20 protein-coding genes are annotated in these 18,472 nt (G+C 40.2%); 9 read left to right on the top strand and 11 right to left on the bottom strand.

Annotated elements, in window-relative coordinates:
- Nucleotides 1-75 precede the first annotated feature (75 nt).
- Nucleotides 76-333 (top strand): helix-turn-helix domain-containing protein, encoded by a 258-nt coding sequence (locus F3D68_RS02930; RefSeq protein WP_117001517.1) that lies wholly within the window; start codon nt 76-78, stop codon nt 331-333.
- A gap of 98 nt (nt 334-431) precedes the next feature.
- Here F3D68_RS02930 and F3D68_RS02925 read toward each other — a convergent pair whose 3' ends face one another.
- From F3D68_RS02925 to F3D68_RS02915, 3 genes are all read right to left on the bottom strand, one after another.
- Entirely contained in the window at nt 432-1,406 is a 975-nt protein-coding gene (locus F3D68_RS02925) for an SIS domain-containing protein (protein ID WP_151192992.1), read from the bottom strand.
- A gap of 68 nt (nt 1,407-1,474) precedes the next feature.
- Nucleotides 1,475-3,217 carry a proline--tRNA ligase gene (locus F3D68_RS02920; protein WP_151192991.1) on the bottom strand — a complete coding sequence of 581 codons (1,743 nt, stop codon included), beginning with the start codon at nt 3,215-3,217 and terminating at the stop codon, nt 1,475-1,477.
- Between the two features lie 36 nt (nt 3,218-3,253).
- Nucleotides 3,254-3,505, bottom strand: a complete 252-nt coding sequence (locus F3D68_RS02915; protein ID WP_151192990.1) for a hypothetical protein — start codon at nt 3,503-3,505, stop codon at nt 3,254-3,256.
- A 201-nt stretch (nt 3,506-3,706) separates the two neighbouring features.
- On the opposite strand from F3D68_RS02915, the gene F3D68_RS02910 reads away from it, so the two are divergent.
- Entirely contained in the window at nt 3,707-4,357 is a 651-nt protein-coding gene (locus F3D68_RS02910) for a 4'-phosphopantetheinyl transferase family protein (RefSeq protein ID WP_191092679.1), read from the top strand.
- 222 nt (nt 4,358-4,579) lie between these two features.
- Here F3D68_RS02910 and F3D68_RS02905 read toward each other — a convergent pair whose 3' ends face one another.
- The 3 genes from F3D68_RS02905 to F3D68_RS02895 form a co-directional block, all read right to left on the bottom strand.
- On the bottom strand, nt 4,580-5,053 hold the full coding sequence (locus F3D68_RS02905; RefSeq protein ID WP_151192988.1) for a TUL4 family lipoprotein: 474 nt from the start codon (nt 5,051-5,053) through the stop codon (nt 4,580-4,582).
- 146 nt (nt 5,054-5,199) lie between these two features.
- The gene (locus F3D68_RS02900; RefSeq protein WP_151192987.1) at nt 5,200-5,571 is read right to left on the bottom strand and encodes an Mth938-like domain-containing protein; all 372 of its coding nucleotides are present in this window, start codon (nt 5,569-5,571) and stop codon (nt 5,200-5,202) included.
- A gap of 15 nt (nt 5,572-5,586) precedes the next feature.
- Complete coding sequence (locus F3D68_RS02895; protein ID WP_151192986.1) at nt 5,587-6,231, bottom strand: site-2 protease family protein; 645 nt, start codon at nt 6,229-6,231, stop codon at nt 5,587-5,589.
- A 94-nt stretch (nt 6,232-6,325) separates the two neighbouring features.
- Between F3D68_RS02895 and F3D68_RS02890 the strand changes: the two genes are divergently transcribed.
- The 7 genes from F3D68_RS02890 to F3D68_RS02860 all read left to right on the top strand — a co-directional run bounded on the left by F3D68_RS02890 (nt 6,326) and on the right by F3D68_RS02860 (nt 11,418).
- Nucleotides 6,326-8,344, top strand: a complete 2,019-nt coding sequence (locus tag F3D68_RS02890; protein WP_151192985.1) for a M3 family metallopeptidase — start codon at nt 6,326-6,328, stop codon at nt 8,342-8,344.
- Complete coding sequence (locus tag F3D68_RS02885; protein ID WP_151192984.1) at nt 8,345-8,683, top strand: YraN family protein; 339 nt, start codon at nt 8,345-8,347, stop codon at nt 8,681-8,683. It abuts the gene before it with no gap.
- A gap of 106 nt (nt 8,684-8,789) precedes the next feature.
- Nucleotides 8,790-9,866 (top strand): tRNA (5-methylaminomethyl-2-thiouridylate)-methyltransferase, encoded by a 1,077-nt coding sequence (locus tag F3D68_RS02880; RefSeq protein ID WP_151192983.1) that lies wholly within the window; start codon nt 8,790-8,792, stop codon nt 9,864-9,866.
- Nucleotides 9,866-10,090 carry a sulfurtransferase TusA family protein gene (locus tag F3D68_RS02875; RefSeq protein ID WP_117001504.1) on the top strand — a complete coding sequence of 75 codons (225 nt, stop codon included), beginning with the start codon at nt 9,866-9,868 and terminating at the stop codon, nt 10,088-10,090. Before F3D68_RS02880 ends, F3D68_RS02875 begins: the two co-directional genes overlap by 1 nt.
- A gap of 3 nt (nt 10,091-10,093) precedes the next feature.
- Nucleotides 10,094-10,282, top strand: coding sequence for a Trm112 family protein (locus F3D68_RS02870; RefSeq protein ID WP_117001503.1), 189 nt, complete (start codon nt 10,094-10,096; stop codon nt 10,280-10,282).
- On the top strand, nt 10,275-11,039 hold the full coding sequence (gene kdsB / locus F3D68_RS02865; protein ID WP_151192982.1) for a 3-deoxy-manno-octulosonate cytidylyltransferase: 765 nt from the start codon (nt 10,275-10,277) through the stop codon (nt 11,037-11,039). The genes F3D68_RS02870 and kdsB overlap by 8 nt, the downstream gene beginning before the upstream one ends.
- Complete coding sequence (locus F3D68_RS02860) at nt 11,017-11,418, top strand: HIT family protein (protein ID WP_151192981.1); 402 nt, start codon at nt 11,017-11,019, stop codon at nt 11,416-11,418. Before kdsB ends, F3D68_RS02860 begins: the two co-directional genes overlap by 23 nt.
- A gap of 65 nt (nt 11,419-11,483) precedes the next feature.
- Here F3D68_RS02860 and F3D68_RS02855 read toward each other — a convergent pair whose 3' ends face one another.
- The 5 genes from F3D68_RS02855 to F3D68_RS02835 form a co-directional block, all read right to left on the bottom strand.
- Entirely contained in the window at nt 11,484-14,861 is a 3,378-nt protein-coding gene (locus F3D68_RS02855) for a DEAD/DEAH box helicase (protein ID WP_151192980.1), read from the bottom strand.
- 147 nt (nt 14,862-15,008) lie between these two features.
- Complete coding sequence (locus F3D68_RS02850; RefSeq protein WP_151192979.1) at nt 15,009-15,332, bottom strand: cupin domain-containing protein; 324 nt, start codon at nt 15,330-15,332, stop codon at nt 15,009-15,011.
- Nucleotides 15,329-15,787: a YaiI/YqxD family protein gene (locus tag F3D68_RS02845; protein WP_151192978.1), complete on the bottom strand. Its 459-nt coding sequence runs from the start codon at nt 15,785-15,787 to the stop codon at nt 15,329-15,331. The genes F3D68_RS02850 and F3D68_RS02845 overlap by 4 nt, the downstream gene beginning before the upstream one ends.
- Before the next feature lies 1 nt (nt 15,788).
- Complete coding sequence (hisS, locus tag F3D68_RS02840) at nt 15,789-17,060, bottom strand: histidine--tRNA ligase (RefSeq protein ID WP_151192977.1); 1,272 nt, start codon at nt 17,058-17,060, stop codon at nt 15,789-15,791.
- A gap of 79 nt (nt 17,061-17,139) precedes the next feature.
- A complete protein-coding gene (locus tag F3D68_RS02835; protein WP_191092678.1) occupies nt 17,140-18,348 on the bottom strand; it encodes an MFS transporter in 1,209 nt (402 codons plus the stop codon).
- Nucleotides 18,349-18,472 lie beyond the last annotated feature (124 nt).

The raw sequence follows: 18,472 nt of genomic DNA, 5'->3' as shown, positions 1-18,472 counted from the left end.
CTTTATGCAAGCTTTAAATTTACTTCTATCCTTAACAGTACAAGAAAATTAAAGAGTTAGATAAGGATATTCATCATGAGTAGCAATATAGAAAGATTTATTTATGCCATTGCTGAAATGCGCTATGAAGAAGCAAGACGTAATCCGCAAGATGAACCGCGCTTTATGTTAAGCTTAGTCACTGAGGAAATTGAGCGTGGTTTAATTGAGGCAACTTTAGCGTATACAGGATTTCATTTAAGTAATACTGCTGAAGTATTGGGCATAAGTCCTGCGACTTTGAAAGCTAAAATCAAAAAGTATGATATTTTTGTATTGGATTTCTCAAGTTAGTCATAATGAAAAAAGTTTCAGCAACGATTACCTCGCCCCATGCGGGAGCGGTCGTGCAGCGCAGACTGTGCGGGTGAGGAGTAATTAAAGTTAGCTACTTAAGCGATACCCTCGCGCACTAAATCATGCATGTGGATGATGCCAGCAATTTCATTTTGATGATTTAAAACTGCCAATGTGGTAATTTTCAATTGATTCATAAGGCTTAATGCTTCAATTGCCATTGCATCTTCGATAATTGTCTTTGGTCTTTTGCCCATAACTTCTGCAATGTTAAGCCCTTTTTGATAAATCGATTGCTGGAAGATTCTACGCAAATCACCGTCGGTGAAAATACCATTGAGTGTTTTGTTATCATCAGATATAAGTGTCATTCCTAAGCCTTTAGAGCTGATCTCTAAAATCGCATCTTCTAATGTACTTTGAGAGGTTACAATCGGCAGCGATGCACCGCTTTTCATAAGATCAGATACTTTTAACAGTAAGCGTTTACCCAAAGCACCACTTGGGTGTGAGTTGGCGAAATCTTCCGCACTAAAGTTTTTAGCATTTAATAGTGCAATCGCTAAGGCATCACCCAATACCAATGTTGCTGTTGTGCTTGATGTTGGTGCTAAATTGTGCGGACAAGCTTCTTTTTCAACCCCAAGATTCAGTGAAATATCCGCAGCTTGCGCCAATGCTGACTGCGGTTTGCTAGATATGGCAATAAGTGGGATATCAAGGCGTTTGATCATTGGAATTAATGACGTTAACTCAGGCGTTGAGCCAGAATTTGAGATGGCAATGACTACATCTTGACGCGTAATCATGCCAAAATCGCCGTGTCCTGCTTCAGCTGGATGGACGAAGAATGCAGGTGTTCCCGTGCTAGCAAGAGTCGCAGCAATCTTTGAGGCGATATGCCCTGATTTGCCCATACCGATGATAATCACGCGCCCTTGGCATTTGAGAATCAACTCACAAGCAGCGATGAAATTGTCGCCAATATGCTTTTTAAGCTGCTCAAGTGTTTCAATTTCTAGATTGATTGTTTTTAGTGCATCTTGAGCAAAAGGATGGTTGTTTGACATAATAAAATCAAATAATAAAGCATTTTCAATGCATGTTATTGTAAGTGAGGATAGGGTAAAACATCAACCTAGTGACATGGATTTAATGTTGCTTTGCCAGTTTGCTTAGCACAGACCTTTTGCAAAACAGCGTCAATGGTATAAGGGATCTCAGATTTTTGTTGTGTTTTACGACATTTGTATTCGATGATGTCACTCTCTAGTCCACGCTCACCAATAATAAGCTGATGTGGTGCGCCAATTAAATCCGCATCAGCAAACATAATACCAGGGCGTTCTTTGCGATCATCAAATAAAACATCAAAGCCGGCAGCTCTAAGGTCATTATAAAGTTTATTGGCAACCTCGAAGACTTTAGTTGATTTATGCATGTTCATTGGAATGATCGAGATATCATACGGTGCGATCTCACTTGGCCAAATAATACCGTTATCATCATGTGATTGCTCGATTGCCGCCGCAATAATCCGTGTGACACCAAAACCATAGCAGCCCATGATAAGATCCTGCTTCTTGCCATTTTCATCAAGAATATTAGCGTTCATCGCTTTGGAGTAGTTGTCACCCAGTTGGAAAATATGCCCAACTTCAATGCCGCTGGTAAGCTCAAGTGTGCCCTTGCCATCAGGAGATATATCGCCGACAACCACATTGCGAAGATCAGCAACATCATAGCTTTTAATATCGCGATCCCAGTTTGCACCAAAGAAGTGAAAATCATCTTCATTAGCTCCACATACAAAGTCGTGTAACATGACAGCACTATGATCAGCAATCACTTTAATCGGTGAATTAACAGGACCTAAAGAGCCAATGTTGGCATTAAATGCTTGTTGTATTTCGGCTTCCGTGGCAAAAGTAAAAGGTGCATTGATTTGAGGTAACTTATCGATTTTGATCTCATTTAACTCATGATCCCCACGTAGCACTAAGGCAAAGAGTGTATTATCACTATCCTTGATAATAATGGTTTTGATCGTGTTTTCAGGTAACAAGTCAAACTTTTGACAAATATCGCTAATGGTTTTTAAGTTAGGTGTTGCTGTTTTTTCAAGTGATTGAAAAGGAGACTTGCGTGTCGTAAGATCTGGTTTTAAATACTCTGCCATCTCAATATTGGCAGCATAATCACTTTGATTGCTGTAGCAAACAATATCTTCGCCCGCTGCAGCAAGTACCTGAAACTCATGCGTTTTGCTGCCACCAATGGCACCAGCATCAGCATTAACGACACGAAACTTAAGCCCCATACGCGTTAGGATATTGCAATATGCTTGATGCATTTTCTGATAGGTGTCTTCTAAGCAATCATAATTGCTGTGAAATGAATAAGCATCTTTCATAATAAATTCACGTGCGCGCATCACGCCAAAGCGTGGACGTATCTCATCACGGAATTTTGTTTGGATTTGATATAGGTTAAGTGGTAATTGTTTATAGCTTTTAATTTCTTTGCGTGCAATGTCAACAATCGACTCTTCATGTGTTGGTCCATAGCAAAAATCACGTTCATGGCGATCTTGCATTTTTAGAAGCTCAGGACCGAATTTTTGCCAACGATGCGTTTCTTGGAGTAGCTCAGCAGGCAATATGCTAGGCATTAGAATCTCACAGGCGCCTGCGTTATCCATCTCCTCACGGACGATTGTTTGCACTTTTTGTAGCACTTTCATCCCCGTAGGTAGCCATTGATAAATACCTGAGGCAAGTTTGCGAATTAAGCCGGCACGTAACATATATTGATGACTGATTAATTCAGCGTCTTTTGGCGTTTCTTTTTCAGTGGCAAGTAAAGTTTGCGATACTCTCATATTAGAATCTTGTGAAAAGCAATGTGTGGGGTTACGTTAGCTCGTTTTTTGAGTCGGTTCAAGCGGATTTTCGGAATTTGTTTTATTTGGTTTATCTGTTAAGAATTGATTGCGTAAAAAAGTGTATAAAACCATTGCTAAAGGAGCCGCATAAACCCAGTAAACAACGTGCCCTTTAACGATAATGCTAAAGTTATTGAAATAGAAAATAGAGGTAAGTGAGGCAATAAAGGTAATGCAAGCAAGAAAGAAGATAGCATCAGCAATATAACGGAGTTTTTGTTTCATGGTCGGTCTCCAATTAAGTAAACTATGCCAATTATATAATGCAAGCATGCAGTTGAATAGTCGCGTTTAATTAAATACTAACATTCCCAAGGATTAATATAAGGTGCCTCAAGTGCTTGAAATGCTTTCATTTCTGTAAGTTTACGTTTAAATTTCTAATTTAACTATGAAGCTAAAATGAATCTGCTCAATAAGTCTATAATGATGATTGATATATATGTTCTAAATTTAAACAACTTTAATGCGTTGGAAGCGCTTAATACATTACCACTTGAAGTGAGAGATTATGCCAGCGATTTGAAATTGGAGCGCAAGCGTGTTGAATATATCGCATCACAGTGGTTGCGCTATAAGTTATTAAGTGAACGCTCAGGGGTTGCCATCACTAACCTACAGTTTTCAAAGACGAGCAATGGTCGACCGTTTCTCGTTAATAGTATGATTGATTTTAATATCAGTCATACGCGTGATTATGTTGTTATTGCAATTGGCAAAGGACAGCGTGTTGGTATCGATGTACAGACCAAAAAAGAAAAAGTCGATGTGTTAGCGATAGCAAAACAGTATTTTGCAAAGAGCGAGTATGATTTGATTGCTGCTAAGAAGGGCGACAGTGCGCAGCGAGACGTGTTTTATTGGTTATGGGCATATAAAGAGGCAAGCCTTAAACTGACGGGTCAAGGGATTGCCAATGGGTTAAATCGTTATGTTTTTGAAGTAACTGAAAGTGGCGAATGCAAAAAGAAAAATGTCCAAGATATATATTATTTCCATCAACAATTAGATGAAAATACACCGCTGTGCTTAAGTTTTGAGAGAAGCAGTAGCAAGGTCAGATTGAATTTTTTGTAGAATTTAAGGCTATGACCATATTCCTGCCCGCTTTAATTGTGTAAGCGTTGGCTGAGCGCAAGTCGAAGCCTCTATGAAGTGTGATTTTCCCAAGCGTACCCACTTCGACTGATACTCAGTGCATCGCTTTGACTTACGCTCAGGGTAAGGTGAATATTAGTCTTAATCGAGTTGAAAAAGTATTAATGGATAGGAAAGTTACTGCTGAGGCGCTGCTGCACTCTATTGAGAAACGTTAAGCTCCGCTTGACCAACAACTGCTTTGGTTGGAGTGTAAACTACTTCAGCTTTCCATACGCCTGGGCATGCGATTGCGCCATTAGCACTTTGATGCTCAAGTGTGCGGTAAGCCCAAGAGTAATCACTGGCTTCTTTGTATTTCATGATTGGAAAGGTTGTGCTCATGCAGTGTGATTGGCTAGGTGCAACCCAGTGAAGTTTTAGATCGCCTTGTTTGGCGCCATTCCAGTCAGTATAAATTTTTGCAACCAAGCGACCATCTTTGGCGCTTAGTTTAACCGTTGAGCTTGGTAATGAGCTATTGCTTGTTGTTTGTGTTGAGTTGACTGACGCTGGTGTTGACATTGCTGTAACAGATGCATCTGTATTTTGTGGTGCTGGCGCTTTAGGTGATGTAGCGCAAGCAGATAATAATGCGGCACTAGAAACAATGCCAAGTAGTGTGATTTTTCTCATCGTTGTCTTCCTTCTGTTGTATGAACCTATAAGAATCACTGATTACTATAGACCTAATCCTAGCGTATAGCAAAAAGATATCAAGGAGGTTAGAGAAAATTTAATAAAAAATGACGAAAAATTGATTTATGCCGAGTGTTACGGCTTTAAACGATGATGGCAGCGGCAACGCGTCGTCCTTCATTTGCCAAAATATTAAAAGTGCGGCATGCGGCAGCTGAGTCCATAAAGTCGATGGATTTTCCTAGGCGGGCAAAAGCAATGATGATTTCTTGCGGTGGAATCAATGATGTTTCACCGGTGCCAAGAAGGTAAATATGAGCATCAAGTTCGATAAGGGCTTCAATAGCATCAAGATTAAGCGCGTCAATGGATTTGACATCCCAATTATTATTAATAATTTTTTCAGGTGTGATAATCACGCTGTGAGAAAATGTTTGTTGTGAGAGTGTCAGCTCGCCAGACTTATAATGTTTAACAAAAATGAGGGTGTCTGGTTTTTCATATTCTAATTGCATTGTTTGACCTTGAAATTAAAAGATAAATTGAATGAGTAAAGAGAGTTTATTGATTAGTGGTAACAAGATGCTTGCCAGTAAATTTGATTGCCCAAAAGGAATAAATAGCAATAATAATACGATCAAAAATCCCCAGCGTTCTAAACGGTTATATTGTAAGGCTGCTTTATAAGGCAATAATGCGCTAATAACACGACTGCCATCAAGCGGTGGAATGGGTAGTAAATTAAATACCATTAACATTAAATTTAGCATTACGCCAAATTGTGCCATCTGATGGAAGCCAAAGTTAGGCACAAATTTCCACAGCAAAAACCAGATAATTGCCATAATGAAGTTGGCTAAAGGTCCAGCAATTGCGACAAGAATCATATCTTGTCGCGGCTTTTTGAGGTTATTAAAATTAACAGGCACAGGCTTTGCCCAACCAAACAAGAACCCTGTGCCTAATAGAAACATTGCAGTTGGTAGAATGATCGTGCCGAGAATATCGATATGCTTAATCGGGTTTAAAGTCACTCGCCCCATAAGATAGGCGGTTTTGTCGCCGCGTAATTTGGCAATGTAGGCGTGTGCTGCTTCATGTAGTGTGATAGCAAAGAGCATTGGGATGATAAACATCACAAAAGCTGTTAAATAAGTGTTAAGATCAGCAGGCATTGTCTATTAGTGCTTTTTTCGTGTTTTTTCGCAGTGAAATAAGTGTATTATAAAGCCTTAGCAGAATGAAGAATTTATGCCAAGGAACATACAGATGAGCGATGTAGTTACATTAGATTTACCCAAATTTTCACAAATAGACATTAATAGCACCAAAAATGAAGTGGAAAAGTGCATCCAGTATTGCCGTGATTTAAAAGAGCAATTACTTAAAGAGAGTAATTATACATGGGATAATTTTATTTATCCTTTGGAAGAAGCCGAAGATGCGCTTAGTAAAACTTTTGGTCCTTTGGGGCATTTAAATGCTGTTAAAAATACACCGCAGTTGCGTGAAGTCTATCAGCATTGTGTTGAGAAAATCTCAGAATACTCAACGCAAACAGCGCAGGATGAACGCATGTTAAAGGCGTATCAAATTATTTTGCAACATGATAAAACTTTGGATCAAGCACAGATTAAGGCGATTAATGATGCTATTCGCAGTTTTAAATTGTCAGGAGTGGATCTGGAGGGTGATAAGCGCGAGAAGTTTGAGCAAGTCGTTACCAAGCTTGCCAAGTTGCAAAGTGATTTTGAGAATAATGTGCTTGATGCGACGATGGCGTGGCATTATCACACATTAGATGAAGATGAATTAAAAGGTTTATCAGACAGTGCTAAAGAGCAAGCACGTTTGAAGGCGCAAACAGAAGAAAAGGATGGTTTTGTCTTGGGTCTTGACGCACCAACCTATATTTCCGTGATGCAGCAAGCAGATAATCGCAAGCTGCGCGAGACTTTCTATAAAGCCTATGTCACGCGCGCCTCAAGCGAAGCGGACAATAAAAGCTTTGATAATACCAAGGTTATGCAAGAGATTATGCGCTTAAGGGCTGAAGAAGCTAAACTTTTGGGATTTAAAAACTATGCTGAAGTCTCACTGGCAACGAAGATGGCAACCTCAGTTGATGAGGTGATGCACTTTATGCAAGATTTGCTACAAAAGGCGAAACCGCATGCACAAAAAGAGTTTCAAGAGCTTCAAGCATTTGCTAAACAGTCTGGATTGGATGATGAGCTTAAGCCTTGGGATAGCGTATATTATTCAGATAAAATGAAAAAAGCACGTTATGACTTTACCTCTGAAGAGCTGCGTCCTTACTTTCCTTTGAATCACGTGATGAAAGGTTTGTTTAGTGTGTTGTCATCTCTTTATGGTATCACGGCGAAGAAGCGTAATGATTGGGATCGCTATCACCCGCAAACAGAGTTGTATGAGTTTTATGATGAAAACAAGCAACTTCGTGGGGCAATTTTAGTTGATTTCTTTGCAAGAGCACATAAGCGTGATGGTGCGTGGATGGATGAATGCCGTACGCGCTATAAGCGTCTTGATCATTCAGTGCAAACGCCTGTGGCGTATGTTACCTGTAACTTTATGCCTGCCAATGAAGGTGCTGATGCGTTATTGACGCATAATGATGTATTGACTTTATTTCATGAGTTTGGGCATGCCTTGCAGCACATTCTAACGCAAGTGGAGTATTTGCCTGTTTCAGGGATTAATGGTGTTGAGTGGGATGCTGTTGAGTTACCAAGTCAGTTTATGGAGAATTTCTGTTGGTGTGAAGAAGGATTACAATTGCTGTCACAGCATGTTGAGACTAAAAAAAGCTTACCAAAAGAGCTATTTCAGAAGCTAGTTGCCTCACGTCAGTATCAATCGGGCTTAGCAATGTTACGTCAGCTTGAGTTTGCACTGTTTGATATGCAACTACACCAAAGTAGTGTTGAGGATTTAGATATTCATCAAATAATAGAGGATGTGCGCCAATCAACGGCATTGTTAGAAGTGCCTGCATTTAATCGCTTTGAAAATAGCTTCTCACATATTTTTGCAGGAGGCTATGCGGCGGGCTATTACAGTTACAAATGGGCGGAAGTGCTATCCAGTGATGCTTTTGCGGAATTTGAACAGGGTCAGACAGTATTAAACAAAGCCATTGGTCAGAAGTTTATGCACATTATCTTAGAAAAAGGCGGCTCAGCTCCAGCGGCAGAGCTATTTGAGAAATTTAAAGGACAAAAACCGTCAGTTGATGCGCTACTGCGTCATAATGGTATTGTTTAGATGAGCCGAGCCATTGGTGGTGAGGCGGAAAATAAAGCCTTAGTGTTTCTAGAGACCCAAGGTTTTAGCTTAATTGCTAAGAATTTTCTGACGCCATTAGGTGAGATCGATCTAATTGGTCAAATTGCTGATGTATTGATATTTGTTGAGGTTAAGGCACGAAAATCAGCACAGTTTGGCTCGGCACTCGAGATGGTGACCAAATCTAAACAGATTAAAGTGCGTAAAACAGCGCAAGTTTTTCTGCAGCAACATCGACATTACCAACATGCCGAATGCCGTTTTGATGTCATCGGTATCACAGGAGATGAGATCCAGTGGGTTCAGGCAGCTTTTTAAACAAATACTTCGACAGAAAGTTATAGAAAGTTTCATTTGAATAATGAAAAAATTGTCTATAGCGCGTACAATGTGCGCAAATTTTAAAGTAGACACAAAAGAATAAATGACATCATTACATAATTCTCATTCAGAAAAACCTAAGCAATATAAGGCGGTTTCGCTTATTTCCGGTGGTTTAGATTCTATGTTGGCAACCAAGGTGATTGCAGATCAAGGCATTCATGTTGAAGGGATTAACTTCTTCACCGGGTTTTGTGTCGAAGGACATACGCATGCCATTCGTAAGAAAGATCAAAGCAAAGAAAAGCGCAATAATGCCTTATGGGTTGCTGAGCAACTTGGGATTAAACTGCATATTATCGATGTGATTGAAGAGTACAAAGATGTGCTCTTAAATCCAAAGTATGGCTATGGTGCAAATATGAATCCGTGTTTGGATTGTAAGATCTTTATGGTTAAAAAAGCCAAAGAATGGGCGCTTGAAAATGGTTTTGATTTCATTATTACTGGTGAGGTCATTGGTCAGCGTCCGATGTCGCAACGTAAAGACACCATGCCAGTTATTCAAAAGCAATCAGGTATTGATGATTTATTATTGCGTCCATTATGCGCTAAAAATCTACCTGAAACCAAGCCTGAGCGCGAAGGTTGGGTTGATCGTGAGAAACTATTTGGTTTTCACGGACGCAATCGCACGCCACAATTTGAACTAGCCAGTTCATATGGTTTTGTTGATTATGCAACACCTGCAGGTGGGTGCTGCTTTTTAACCGATAAGCAATACTCGGATAAGTTGGTTGATTTGTGGAAAGGTCGCAATGACAAGCGTGATTATGATTTTGATGACATTATGTTGTTGAAAGTTGGTCGCCACTTGCGTCCTAAACCTGAGTTTAAATTGATTATTGCACGCGAAGAAGGTGAAAATAATTTTCTAAATGGTTATAAGCGACAATTTCCACATATCACCGTTGAAAGTCATGGTGGACCACTTACATTGATTGATGGCAATTTTGACACTCAAGATGAAGCGTTTGTCGCCAGAATTATTGCGCGTTTTTCACAAGGTAGAGAGGCTGAAAAAGTGACTGTGCGTTTTGCTTATCCTGATGGTGTTGCACGCGAGCATACGGTGAAGCCTTTTACCGTTGATGAAGTACAACAAGCGTGGTATGTCTGATGGAAGTTAATGTTGAGCTAGATCTGCGTCGTTTATTATGTCCAATGCCTGTGATTAAAACACAAAATGCATTAAAAAAGATGACCGCCGGTGAGCAGTTAAAAGTGACTTGTACCGATCCGGGTGTCAAGCATGATATTCCTGCTTGGTGTAAGATCAATGGCTATGCTATCTTAGAGCAACTTGAAATAGATAATGAATTTATTTTTGTGATTAAGGCGTAACAAATGGATCAAGGTTTATTAAGTATTTTGGTGTGTCCTGAGTGTCAATCATCATTGATATATGACAAACAAAACAAGATGCTTGTGTGTAAAGCGGATAAATTGGCATACCCCATTATTGATGGCGTGCCGCGTATGCTATTGGAAGAAGCCAAGAAGCTAACGCTTGAAGAAGTCAAACACTATGAGTAAGCGCCATATTATTATTCCAGCGCGTTTGCAATCCAGTCGCCTTGCCAATAAGTTATTACTTGATTTGGCAGGCAAACCCATTATTGAGCATGTTTATGAGCGTGCATTACAATGTGGCTTTGAGCAAGTGGTGATTGCGACGGATAGTGAGGAAATTCAAACCATAGCACATGGTTTTGGTGCGACAGTATGCATGACGGCAGTAGATCATCAATCAGGCACTGATCGCTTAGCTGAAGCCGTGCAGAAATTAGCAATTGCTGATGAGGATATCGTTGTTAACATTCAAGGGGATGAGCCATTAATTCCGATGGAAAATGTGATTCAAGCTGCTGATTTGTTGGTGGATAGATCGCAAGCAGTAATAGCAACCTTGTGTGAGCGCATAACTGATGAAAGTGAAGTGCATGATCCAAATTGCGTAAAAGTCGTCTTTAATCGTGAGCAATATGCTTTGTATTTCTCAAGAGCGCCGATTCCATGGCAGCGTGGTGTGTTTGACCAAGGTGAGATTAAGATGGGAGATCATTATCGTCATATTGGCTTATATGCTTATCGCGCAGGGTTTCTAAAGGTGTATGCACAGATGGAGAAAAGTCCGTTAGAGCAAATTGAGTCTTTAGAGCAATTACGTGTGTTATGGCATAATCAAAAAATTGCAATTGCTGAAGCTAAGGCGTCAACGCCTCCTGGGATTGACACACAAGCTGACTTAGACAAAGTAAGGAAGATGTATGACAGCTTTTGTGCTCGATAAACGTTTAGCTGATTCCAGTAGCCTCATCAAAGATCTTGGCGATGTTCAGTTACGATTATCAAACAACGCGCTAGTAACGTGGTTTCTCATCGTACCTAAAGTGTCCGTCATTGAATGGTTTGAGCTTGATCTGGAGATGCAGCTAAGACTCAATGCCTTGATAAATACATTATCCCGTTTTCTCAAAGAGAATTTACACGTTGATAAAGTCAATGTTGCGACAATTGGCAATGTCGTCTCACAGATGCACATTCACGTAATCGGGCGCAAAAAAGATGATTTTTGTTGGCCAGATGTAGTGTGGGGTAAAAGCGAAAGCCAAGCGTATGTGGCACATCAAAAGGATGACCTTATTTCGAGCGTGCTAAAGCTTATTTAAGTTGTTATCAACGGCAGCTAAACTTCTATATTTAACGGAGTTCACTCAAAGTAAATAGTCTTATCTTAAACAATCGGTTCAAATAAATTCAATAGATCATTTTCACTGAGTTTGAAATCAGCTTGTCCATCTTTGTTGTAAAGCCCACTGGCAAGATCCGCTTTTTTCTGCTGAAGTTTTAAGATTTTTTCTTCAACACTGTCTTTGGCAATGAGTTTATAAACTGTGACGGGTTTATCTTGACCAATACGATAGGCTCGATCCGTGGCTTGGGCTTCAACGGCTGGATTCCACCATGGATCAAAGTGGATAACCGTATCAGCGGCAACAAGATTTAAGCCCGTGCCGCCGGCTTTTAGGCTGATTAAGAAAACCGTGATATCAGGGTTTTCACTAAAGTCATCAATCAGTTTCTGGCGATTTTTAGTTTGTCCGGTTAACTGTACATATTGGATCTTATGTTTGCCAAGTTCAAGTGCAATTAAATCAAGCATTTCGACAAATTGTGAGAACACCAGTACTTTACGTTTTTCAGCAGCAAGTTCGGTCAGCATTTCTAGTAAATAATCAAGCTTAGCCGATTCATGGACTTTTTTGGCGCTCTCTAGCTTAACCAATTGCGGATGACAACATGATTGACGTAGCTTTAAGAGTGCATCAAGAATATGGATATGGCTCTTGGCAAGCCCTTGTTTTTTCAAGAGCTCACGTACTTTTTTCTCCATTGTCATGCGCACACTTTCATATAGTTGCTTTTGCGTATTTGGCAGCTCAATAATTTCAATCGACTCAGTCTTTTCAGGCAAATCTTTAGCAACTAGCGCTTTGGTGCGTCGAAGCATAAAGGGTGCAATGCGACTTTTCAGTATTTTTAAACGATCGCTGTCTTGATGTTTTTCAATTGGATTTTTAAAGTGTTTACGAAACTGGCTATCATTGCCCAAGAAACCAGGCATTAAGAAGTTGAATTGCGACCATAATTCACCGAGGTGATTCTCAAGTGGCGTGCCTGTTAAACAAAAGCGATGTTTAGCTGAAAGGGTGAAAATGCTTTGCGCTTGCTTTGTCTTAGCATTTTTAATCGTTTGCGCCTCATCCAAAATCAGTGCGCTATAGGTATTTTGGCGATGAATTTCTTCGTCTTTTAAAATAAGTGGATAGCTTGTGACGACGATATCGTAGTTAAGCAAGTTATTATAATGCTCGGCACGTTCAGAGCCATGCAATAGCAAAATTGTGAGCTTAGGTGTGAATTTCTCAGCTTCTCTAATCCAATTGCCGACAACCGAGGTGGGCGCGATGATAAGGCTTGTACCAAAATCTTTATCAGTATCGTGTTGTAACTGAAGCCAAGTGAGCGTTTGCAGGGTTTTGCCAAGTCCCATATCATCGGCTAACAAACCACCCATTTCATGTTTGGATAAGAAATCCATCCAGCTTACGCCATAGCGCTGATAGTCGCGTAAAGTTGCCTGTACTTCTTTTGGTGTATCTAGTAGTGGTAATTTTGTTGTGTCTTTCAGTGAGTCAACAAAGCGCTTTAAAGCATTGGCTTTACTATAATCAATCGCGCCACTTTTGCCTAGTTGCTCCTCAAGGCTCATCAGCGCACCGATTTGGTATTTTGAGAGTTTTAGTGTGCCGCCACGCTCATCATTTAATTCAAACAATGAATTAATAACCGGCTCAATAATACTGTAATCAATTTTCAAACGGTGATTCTTATCAACAATGGCAACAAGGTCGTGCTCTTCTTTGTTAAGCCCTTTTTGTAGATATTGCATAATCAGCGGCTGTAGATCGATGGTGTTGCCGTTGTGATTAACGCTCAGATGTACATTAAACCAATCATTTTGCGCACCTTCTTCGATGCCAATGTCGATATCATCAGCAACAATATAGTGATGTGCAAAGTCATCATCAAACTCAACCTGCCAGCCTAAAAGTTTGAAGTCCTCAAGATCTTCAACATAGAAGCCTTCCCATTGCTCTTCTGGTTCAATATAAGGATTGCTGTTTAAAATATAACTTTCACCAAATGGCTTGTGTGCTTGATTGCCATAGCCAAAGTAAGCACGTCTTGATTTTACAAAGCCAAATCCTCCTAAGGTTTCAAGCTTAGCTTTTTCAAATTTTATGTCTTTTTCAATCAAGCGACCATTATGCTCAATAATGTGTGTCCCACTTTCATGTGGCTCAAAGCGTGTGCCGTCATATTCAAAGCTAACATCAGCAAAGAAGCCATAATGTGGCCAGTTTACTGATGATCCTTTGCTAAAATGGGCAATTGCTTTTGGCGTGATTTTTTCAGTTTTAAGCTTTTTGACTTTGCTTGGGAATTTTATTTGCTTGCCAAGTGTCGATTTCTCAATGGTGTGACGAACAAATGACATATCATCTTTTGAGATATCTTTAAGCGTATTAAGAAGTGCTAATTGATTGCCAGGAATGTCACTGACGATCTGCCCCATTTTGTTGCCATCAATGTAAAAAGCAGGTGTTGTCGGTATGATTTTGGTGTTTGTTTTGCTATTGATTTGCGCATTAAAGCGAAATGTGCCGTTGACTTCACTCCAATCAATATCAAGCTTGACATCTGGTGCTAAGGTGCAATGTTTGCCCATGACGATGTCGCCAACAAAAAAACGTTCAGTTGCAATAAGCAGTTTTAAAAATTGCGCGCCGTACTCTCCTGTTAAGCTCGGTAAATGTATCGCATAACGATTGATTTGTGCTTGTAGGTATTTAAAAATCTCAAGGTCTTTGATGTCGGCACAGTCTGGGTATTTAGCATAACCGGCAACGATATTGGTAAGGTTGGCGCTTTGTGGTTTGCCATAGCCATCACCACTTTTTAGAATGCGCACATAGCTTGCCTCTATCCTATAAGAAAGCTGCTGCCCTTCTTTAAAAGCGACGAGTTGATAGGCAATCACCAAGTTAGAAGGTGCTTTGCCTTGGGATAATAGTGTGCTTTTCTCAAGGCGTATATTGTCATTAAATTGGCGCTCAAAGGCGGCTTTGTCAAAATGAGATGCGGGGATTTTCGCTTTTTTTGTCGGTTGAGCGCTGACAGATTTTGTCGCTGCAATTGGAGTGTATGCATTGAATTCTGTTAAACGCTCAGCGAGTGATTTATTAAACATAAATAATACGGCATAAATATGCTTGCAAAAGTAGCCTACAGGGCATGAACACTCAGCATCAAGTACGCTTAAGAGTGTTTTTGCTCGTGAGTTCACATCGACAAAAATGCTTTGGGAGTAGGATTCTTTGCCAGAGCCAAAAACCTCGCTCTTAATGACAAAATTAATGCCATCATCGGATGTTGCTTGCAATGATTTGATCGAGTATTGATTGCAATAGGCATGTGCACGCGAAATGGTCGCCTTGGTAAAGTCCTCGGTAATGCTTTTAGGTAAGATGCTTGAAGATAAGCTCATAAATTTTTGTCAAAAGAAAATAAATTGCATCAGTATACCTGAGGCAAAAGTACTAAGACAAACAAGTTTTTGGCAATAACGATACTTTGTTACGATAAACGAAGTATTATATCCTTCGATTACGCGCAGGATATGATGCATTTTGGGTTAAATGACTGTATCAAAGTGAATCGCAAGCCAAATCGTGGCAGGGGAAGGCGATGTGTAAGTCACCCAATGCATGGTGTTGCTAGGAATCAATAAGCTCTCGCCTGCAGTGAGTGTGTGGATTGTACCATCCATCAACAGTGTCGCCTCACCTTGCAAAACAAATACCAGTTCATCTTGTGTTTGAATATAAGGTTTGTCTTTAGGTGTTATTTGTCCGTAGGAAACAATCCGTTCAATCTTGAGATTTTGTGCATTTTTGACTGCATGAATAATATCAAACAATTCATGCTCAGCATGCTTAGGGATATCGTATAAATTCATTGCTTGATAAACCCGCGTTTAGTCAATAGCTGATCCAAAGCATTGGCAAAGGCATTGATATTGCTATTTGAGAACGCCTTGGTTTTTGTCTCAACTAATCCGGCATCTCGTAGTTCAGTGAAAAAATTACGCATGGCATAAGTTTGCGAAATATTTGCCTTGGTATATTGCTTGCCATGCGGTGTAATCACCACGGCATCACGATCAGCAACCTCTTTTGCCAGTGGAATATCCGCGGTAATCACCAAGTCACACGTTTCAACCTTGTTAGCAATATAATTATCGGCAACATCAAAGCCTTTATCGACACAGCGCATTTTGATAAAAGGCGATGGCGGGTGTGTAAGTGGTTGGTTGGCAACAAAAATACACATAACTTTGCGTTGGTGCGCTGCCTTATAAAGCACTTCTTTGACTGCTTTAGGGCACGCATCGGCATCGATATAAATAATCATACTAGGCGTAATGGCTTTGAATGTACGAAGCCAGTTCAGCTTGCGGTATGGTCACTTGTTCTTTATCTTCACGTAAGAACTTGATTACACAGGTGTTGTTATTAACTTCATCTTCAGCGATTACCAATGCTAATGCTGCCCCTGACTTATCAGCCTTTTTAAATTGTGATTTAAAGCTACCTAGCGAGGTGTTTTGTTCAATGGTTAGGTGAGGCAAGGACTTACGTAGGGTTTCGATCATTGGCATGGATTTAAAGATTGATGACTCATCGCTGATTACATAAATATCTGCAGTTTGTGTAGCTTCGGGGATAAGATCAAGGGTTTCTAACAGCAAAATAATACGTTCAATGCCCATAGCAAAACCAACAGCAGGTGTTTCAGGACCTTGCAAATCACTAACAAGTGAATCATAGCGTCCACCAGCGCAAATGGTGCCTTGTGCGCCTAGCTTGTCTGTGACCCATTCAAATACGGTATTACAGTAATAATCAATCCCACGAACCAATCGCGAGTTGATTTTGTAAGGGATGTTTAGTGTACTTAGATACTTAGTAAGTGCTTCAAAGTCTTTTTTAATATCTTGATCAAGAAAATCATGCAGGTTAGGTGCATTATCCAACAGTCGTTGCGTGTTTTCATTTTTGCTATCAAGAATGCGCAGTGGGTTTTTACCTAGTCTACGCTGTGAGTCTTCATCCAATTGATCTTTAAGTGGTGTCAGATAATCAACCAATGCATTGACATAATCAGCACGATTTTGACCACTGCCTAGGTTGTTAAGCTCAAGTGTAACATGTGTATCAAGCCCCAAGGCTTGCCATAGTTGCCATGACAAGCTTAACACTTCAGCATCTTGAGCAATATGACTATTGCCATATACCTCAACACCCAGTTGATAAAATTGGCGATAGCGTCCTTTTTGCGGACGCTCATAGCGAAACATAGCACCTGTATACCACACCTTTTGGATTTGATTACGTAAAAGCCCATGTTCAATCATCGCACGCACGCAGCCTGCAGTGCCTTCAGGTCTTAAAGTCAATGCTTCATCATTGCGATCGTTAAAATCATAGGTTTCTTTTTCAACGATATCCGTGCCTGCGCCAACGCCACGATGAAATAATTCACTTTTTTCAACGATAGGCAGGCGAATTTCCTGATAACCATAGTTGTGTAAGGTTTGTTTTATGGCGTTTTCAAAAAAGTGCCATTTGTAAATATCGCTCGGTAAAATATCATTCATGCCACGCACGGCTTGGATTTTAGACATTAGATGATTCCGTGTTTATTAACTTAGAAAAGTGCGCTTATTGTATGTAAATTATCTTTAGATGGAAAGTTCTAGATCACTAAACGCGAATTTTGGCAGCTGTGGGTTCTTTGAATTTCATCAGCAGCATAATAGCAATGACGTAAAACACAGCAATCATTGCACCTAGGAGAATTAAGTTAGCGCGCATTAAATTAGCAAAGATAAGCGATAACGCGACAATAAGATCAATGGTGAGTCCATAGATTGATGAAGCAACAGCACTATGGTTCTTGTCAATCAGCAAAAACGCCATCGTTGATGTGTTTACGCTCACAAGTGCTGAGGAAAAGCCAAATAAAATCGCACTTAGACCAATCAAGTAAATGGCGTAATGTGCCGGTAGAAAATAAGCGCTGATAAATAATATGCCGCTCAATACAGCAACAAAAGAGAAGCTGTAAGCGCTTTGCTCGTAGCTTATCAAGCCATTAAGCCAGCGAATGTTAATCCAACGTGCTAAGGCGCCAAAGAAGATCAATAAAAAGGATAACCAACCATAGACAATTGTATTAAAGCCAAGCGTTGTGATCACAATATAAGGCGTGCAGATGTAAAAAACCGACATGCCCGCCCATGCCACTGACGTGATATAGCAGTAGCTTAAGAATTGCGTGTTGCTGGCAATGCTAAAGAATTTTTTGCGACTTGAAGTTTTGACTCCAGTGGTTGCGGTTGGTATCTCTTTGAAGTAAATAGTAATCAAGATAAGAGCGAGCAGTGCCACCAAAACAACACCATTAAAAACCCATTCCCAACCTCCGTAATAGACGATATAGCCACCGATGAAGCCAGCAAGTGAGGGCGCTAAATAAAACAAAAGTGTTAAGCTCTGCCAGGTCTTAACATAGGTATTACCCGTTAGCATATCCTTGGGTAAAGCAACGGCAAGAATATACAAACCAGAAGCGCCAATGCCTTGCAGTATTCGCCCGATATAAAAGGCAAAGATGCTTTGCGATAACAGGCACACAATGCTGCCAATAATGACGATTAAACAATAAAGAATCAGTGTTTTCTTGCGTCCAAAACGATCACTGATAAGACCCGCTGGAATCGCGAAGATCGCACCTGCAATAACAAATAAGGTCAGTGTTAACTGGCTTTGTCCAACATTCACCGCAAAGTCATTTTGTAGCAATGGCAGCGCTGAGATATACATATCATAAGCGCAGACATAAACGCCCACGAGGAAAATGGCAAAAAAGTAAACGTAGTTTTCAGGTTTCATATTTATTTTGCTGCTCATATTACTTGCCATTGCGTAGAGAGTGTTGTTATGCAAACAACATTGTAGCATGACGTTTTTAAACTTAGAAATATTTACTTCATATGCTGGAGAATCCTGTTTCTGTGCTGTGGCGAGTATGTTA

This window comes from Cysteiniphilum sp. JM-1 (genome assembly GCF_008711525.1).
Classification (GTDB): Bacteria; Pseudomonadota; Gammaproteobacteria; order Francisellales; family Francisellaceae; genus Caedibacter.
The sequence above is the reverse complement of the archived record's forward strand: the minus strand, read 5'-3'. Positions and strand labels throughout refer to the sequence as shown.

Excerpts from the sequence above, each read along its gene's own strand:
- F3D68_RS02930 (WP_117001517.1), top strand. The coding sequence starts at position 76 with ATGAGTAGCAATATAGAAAGATTTATTTATGCCATTGCTGAAATGCGC.
- F3D68_RS02925 (WP_151192992.1), bottom strand. The coding sequence starts at position 1,406 with ATGTCAAACAACCATCCTTTTGCTCAAGATGCACTAAAAACAATCAAT.
- F3D68_RS02920 (WP_151192991.1), bottom strand. The coding sequence starts at position 3,217 with ATGAGAGTATCGCAAACTTTACTTGCCACTGAAAAAGAAACGCCAAAA.
- F3D68_RS02915 (WP_151192990.1), bottom strand. The coding sequence starts at position 3,505 with ATGAAACAAAAACTCCGTTATATTGCTGATGCTATCTTCTTTCTTGCT.
- F3D68_RS02910 (WP_191092679.1), top strand. The coding sequence starts at position 3,707 with ATGATGATTGATATATATGTTCTAAATTTAAACAACTTTAATGCGTTG.
- F3D68_RS02905 (WP_151192988.1), bottom strand. The coding sequence starts at position 5,053 with ATGAGAAAAATCACACTACTTGGCATTGTTTCTAGTGCCGCATTATTA.
- F3D68_RS02900 (WP_151192987.1), bottom strand. The coding sequence starts at position 5,571 with ATGCAATTAGAATATGAAAAACCAGACACCCTCATTTTTGTTAAACAT.
- F3D68_RS02895 (WP_151192986.1), bottom strand. The coding sequence starts at position 6,231 with ATGCCTGCTGATCTTAACACTTATTTAACAGCTTTTGTGATGTTTATC.
- F3D68_RS02890 (WP_151192985.1), top strand. The coding sequence starts at position 6,326 with ATGAGCGATGTAGTTACATTAGATTTACCCAAATTTTCACAAATAGAC.
- F3D68_RS02885 (WP_151192984.1), top strand. The coding sequence starts at position 8,345 with ATGAGCCGAGCCATTGGTGGTGAGGCGGAAAATAAAGCCTTAGTGTTT.
- F3D68_RS02880 (WP_151192983.1), top strand. The coding sequence starts at position 8,790 with ATGACATCATTACATAATTCTCATTCAGAAAAACCTAAGCAATATAAG.
- F3D68_RS02875 (WP_117001504.1), top strand. The coding sequence starts at position 9,866 with ATGGAAGTTAATGTTGAGCTAGATCTGCGTCGTTTATTATGTCCAATG.
- F3D68_RS02870 (WP_117001503.1), top strand. The coding sequence starts at position 10,094 with ATGGATCAAGGTTTATTAAGTATTTTGGTGTGTCCTGAGTGTCAATCA.
- kdsB (WP_151192982.1), top strand. The coding sequence starts at position 10,275 with ATGAGTAAGCGCCATATTATTATTCCAGCGCGTTTGCAATCCAGTCGC.
- F3D68_RS02860 (WP_151192981.1), top strand. The coding sequence starts at position 11,017 with ATGACAGCTTTTGTGCTCGATAAACGTTTAGCTGATTCCAGTAGCCTC.
- F3D68_RS02855 (WP_151192980.1), bottom strand. The coding sequence starts at position 14,861 with ATGAGCTTATCTTCAAGCATCTTACCTAAAAGCATTACCGAGGACTTT.
- F3D68_RS02850 (WP_151192979.1), bottom strand. The coding sequence starts at position 15,332 with ATGAATTTATACGATATCCCTAAGCATGCTGAGCATGAATTGTTTGAT.
- F3D68_RS02845 (WP_151192978.1), bottom strand. The coding sequence starts at position 15,787 with ATGATTATTTATATCGATGCCGATGCGTGCCCTAAAGCAGTCAAAGAA.
- hisS (WP_151192977.1), bottom strand. The coding sequence starts at position 17,060 with ATGTCTAAAATCCAAGCCGTGCGTGGCATGAATGATATTTTACCGAGC.
- F3D68_RS02835 (WP_191092678.1), bottom strand. The coding sequence starts at position 18,348 with ATGAGCAGCAAAATAAATATGAAACCTGAAAACTACGTTTACTTTTTT.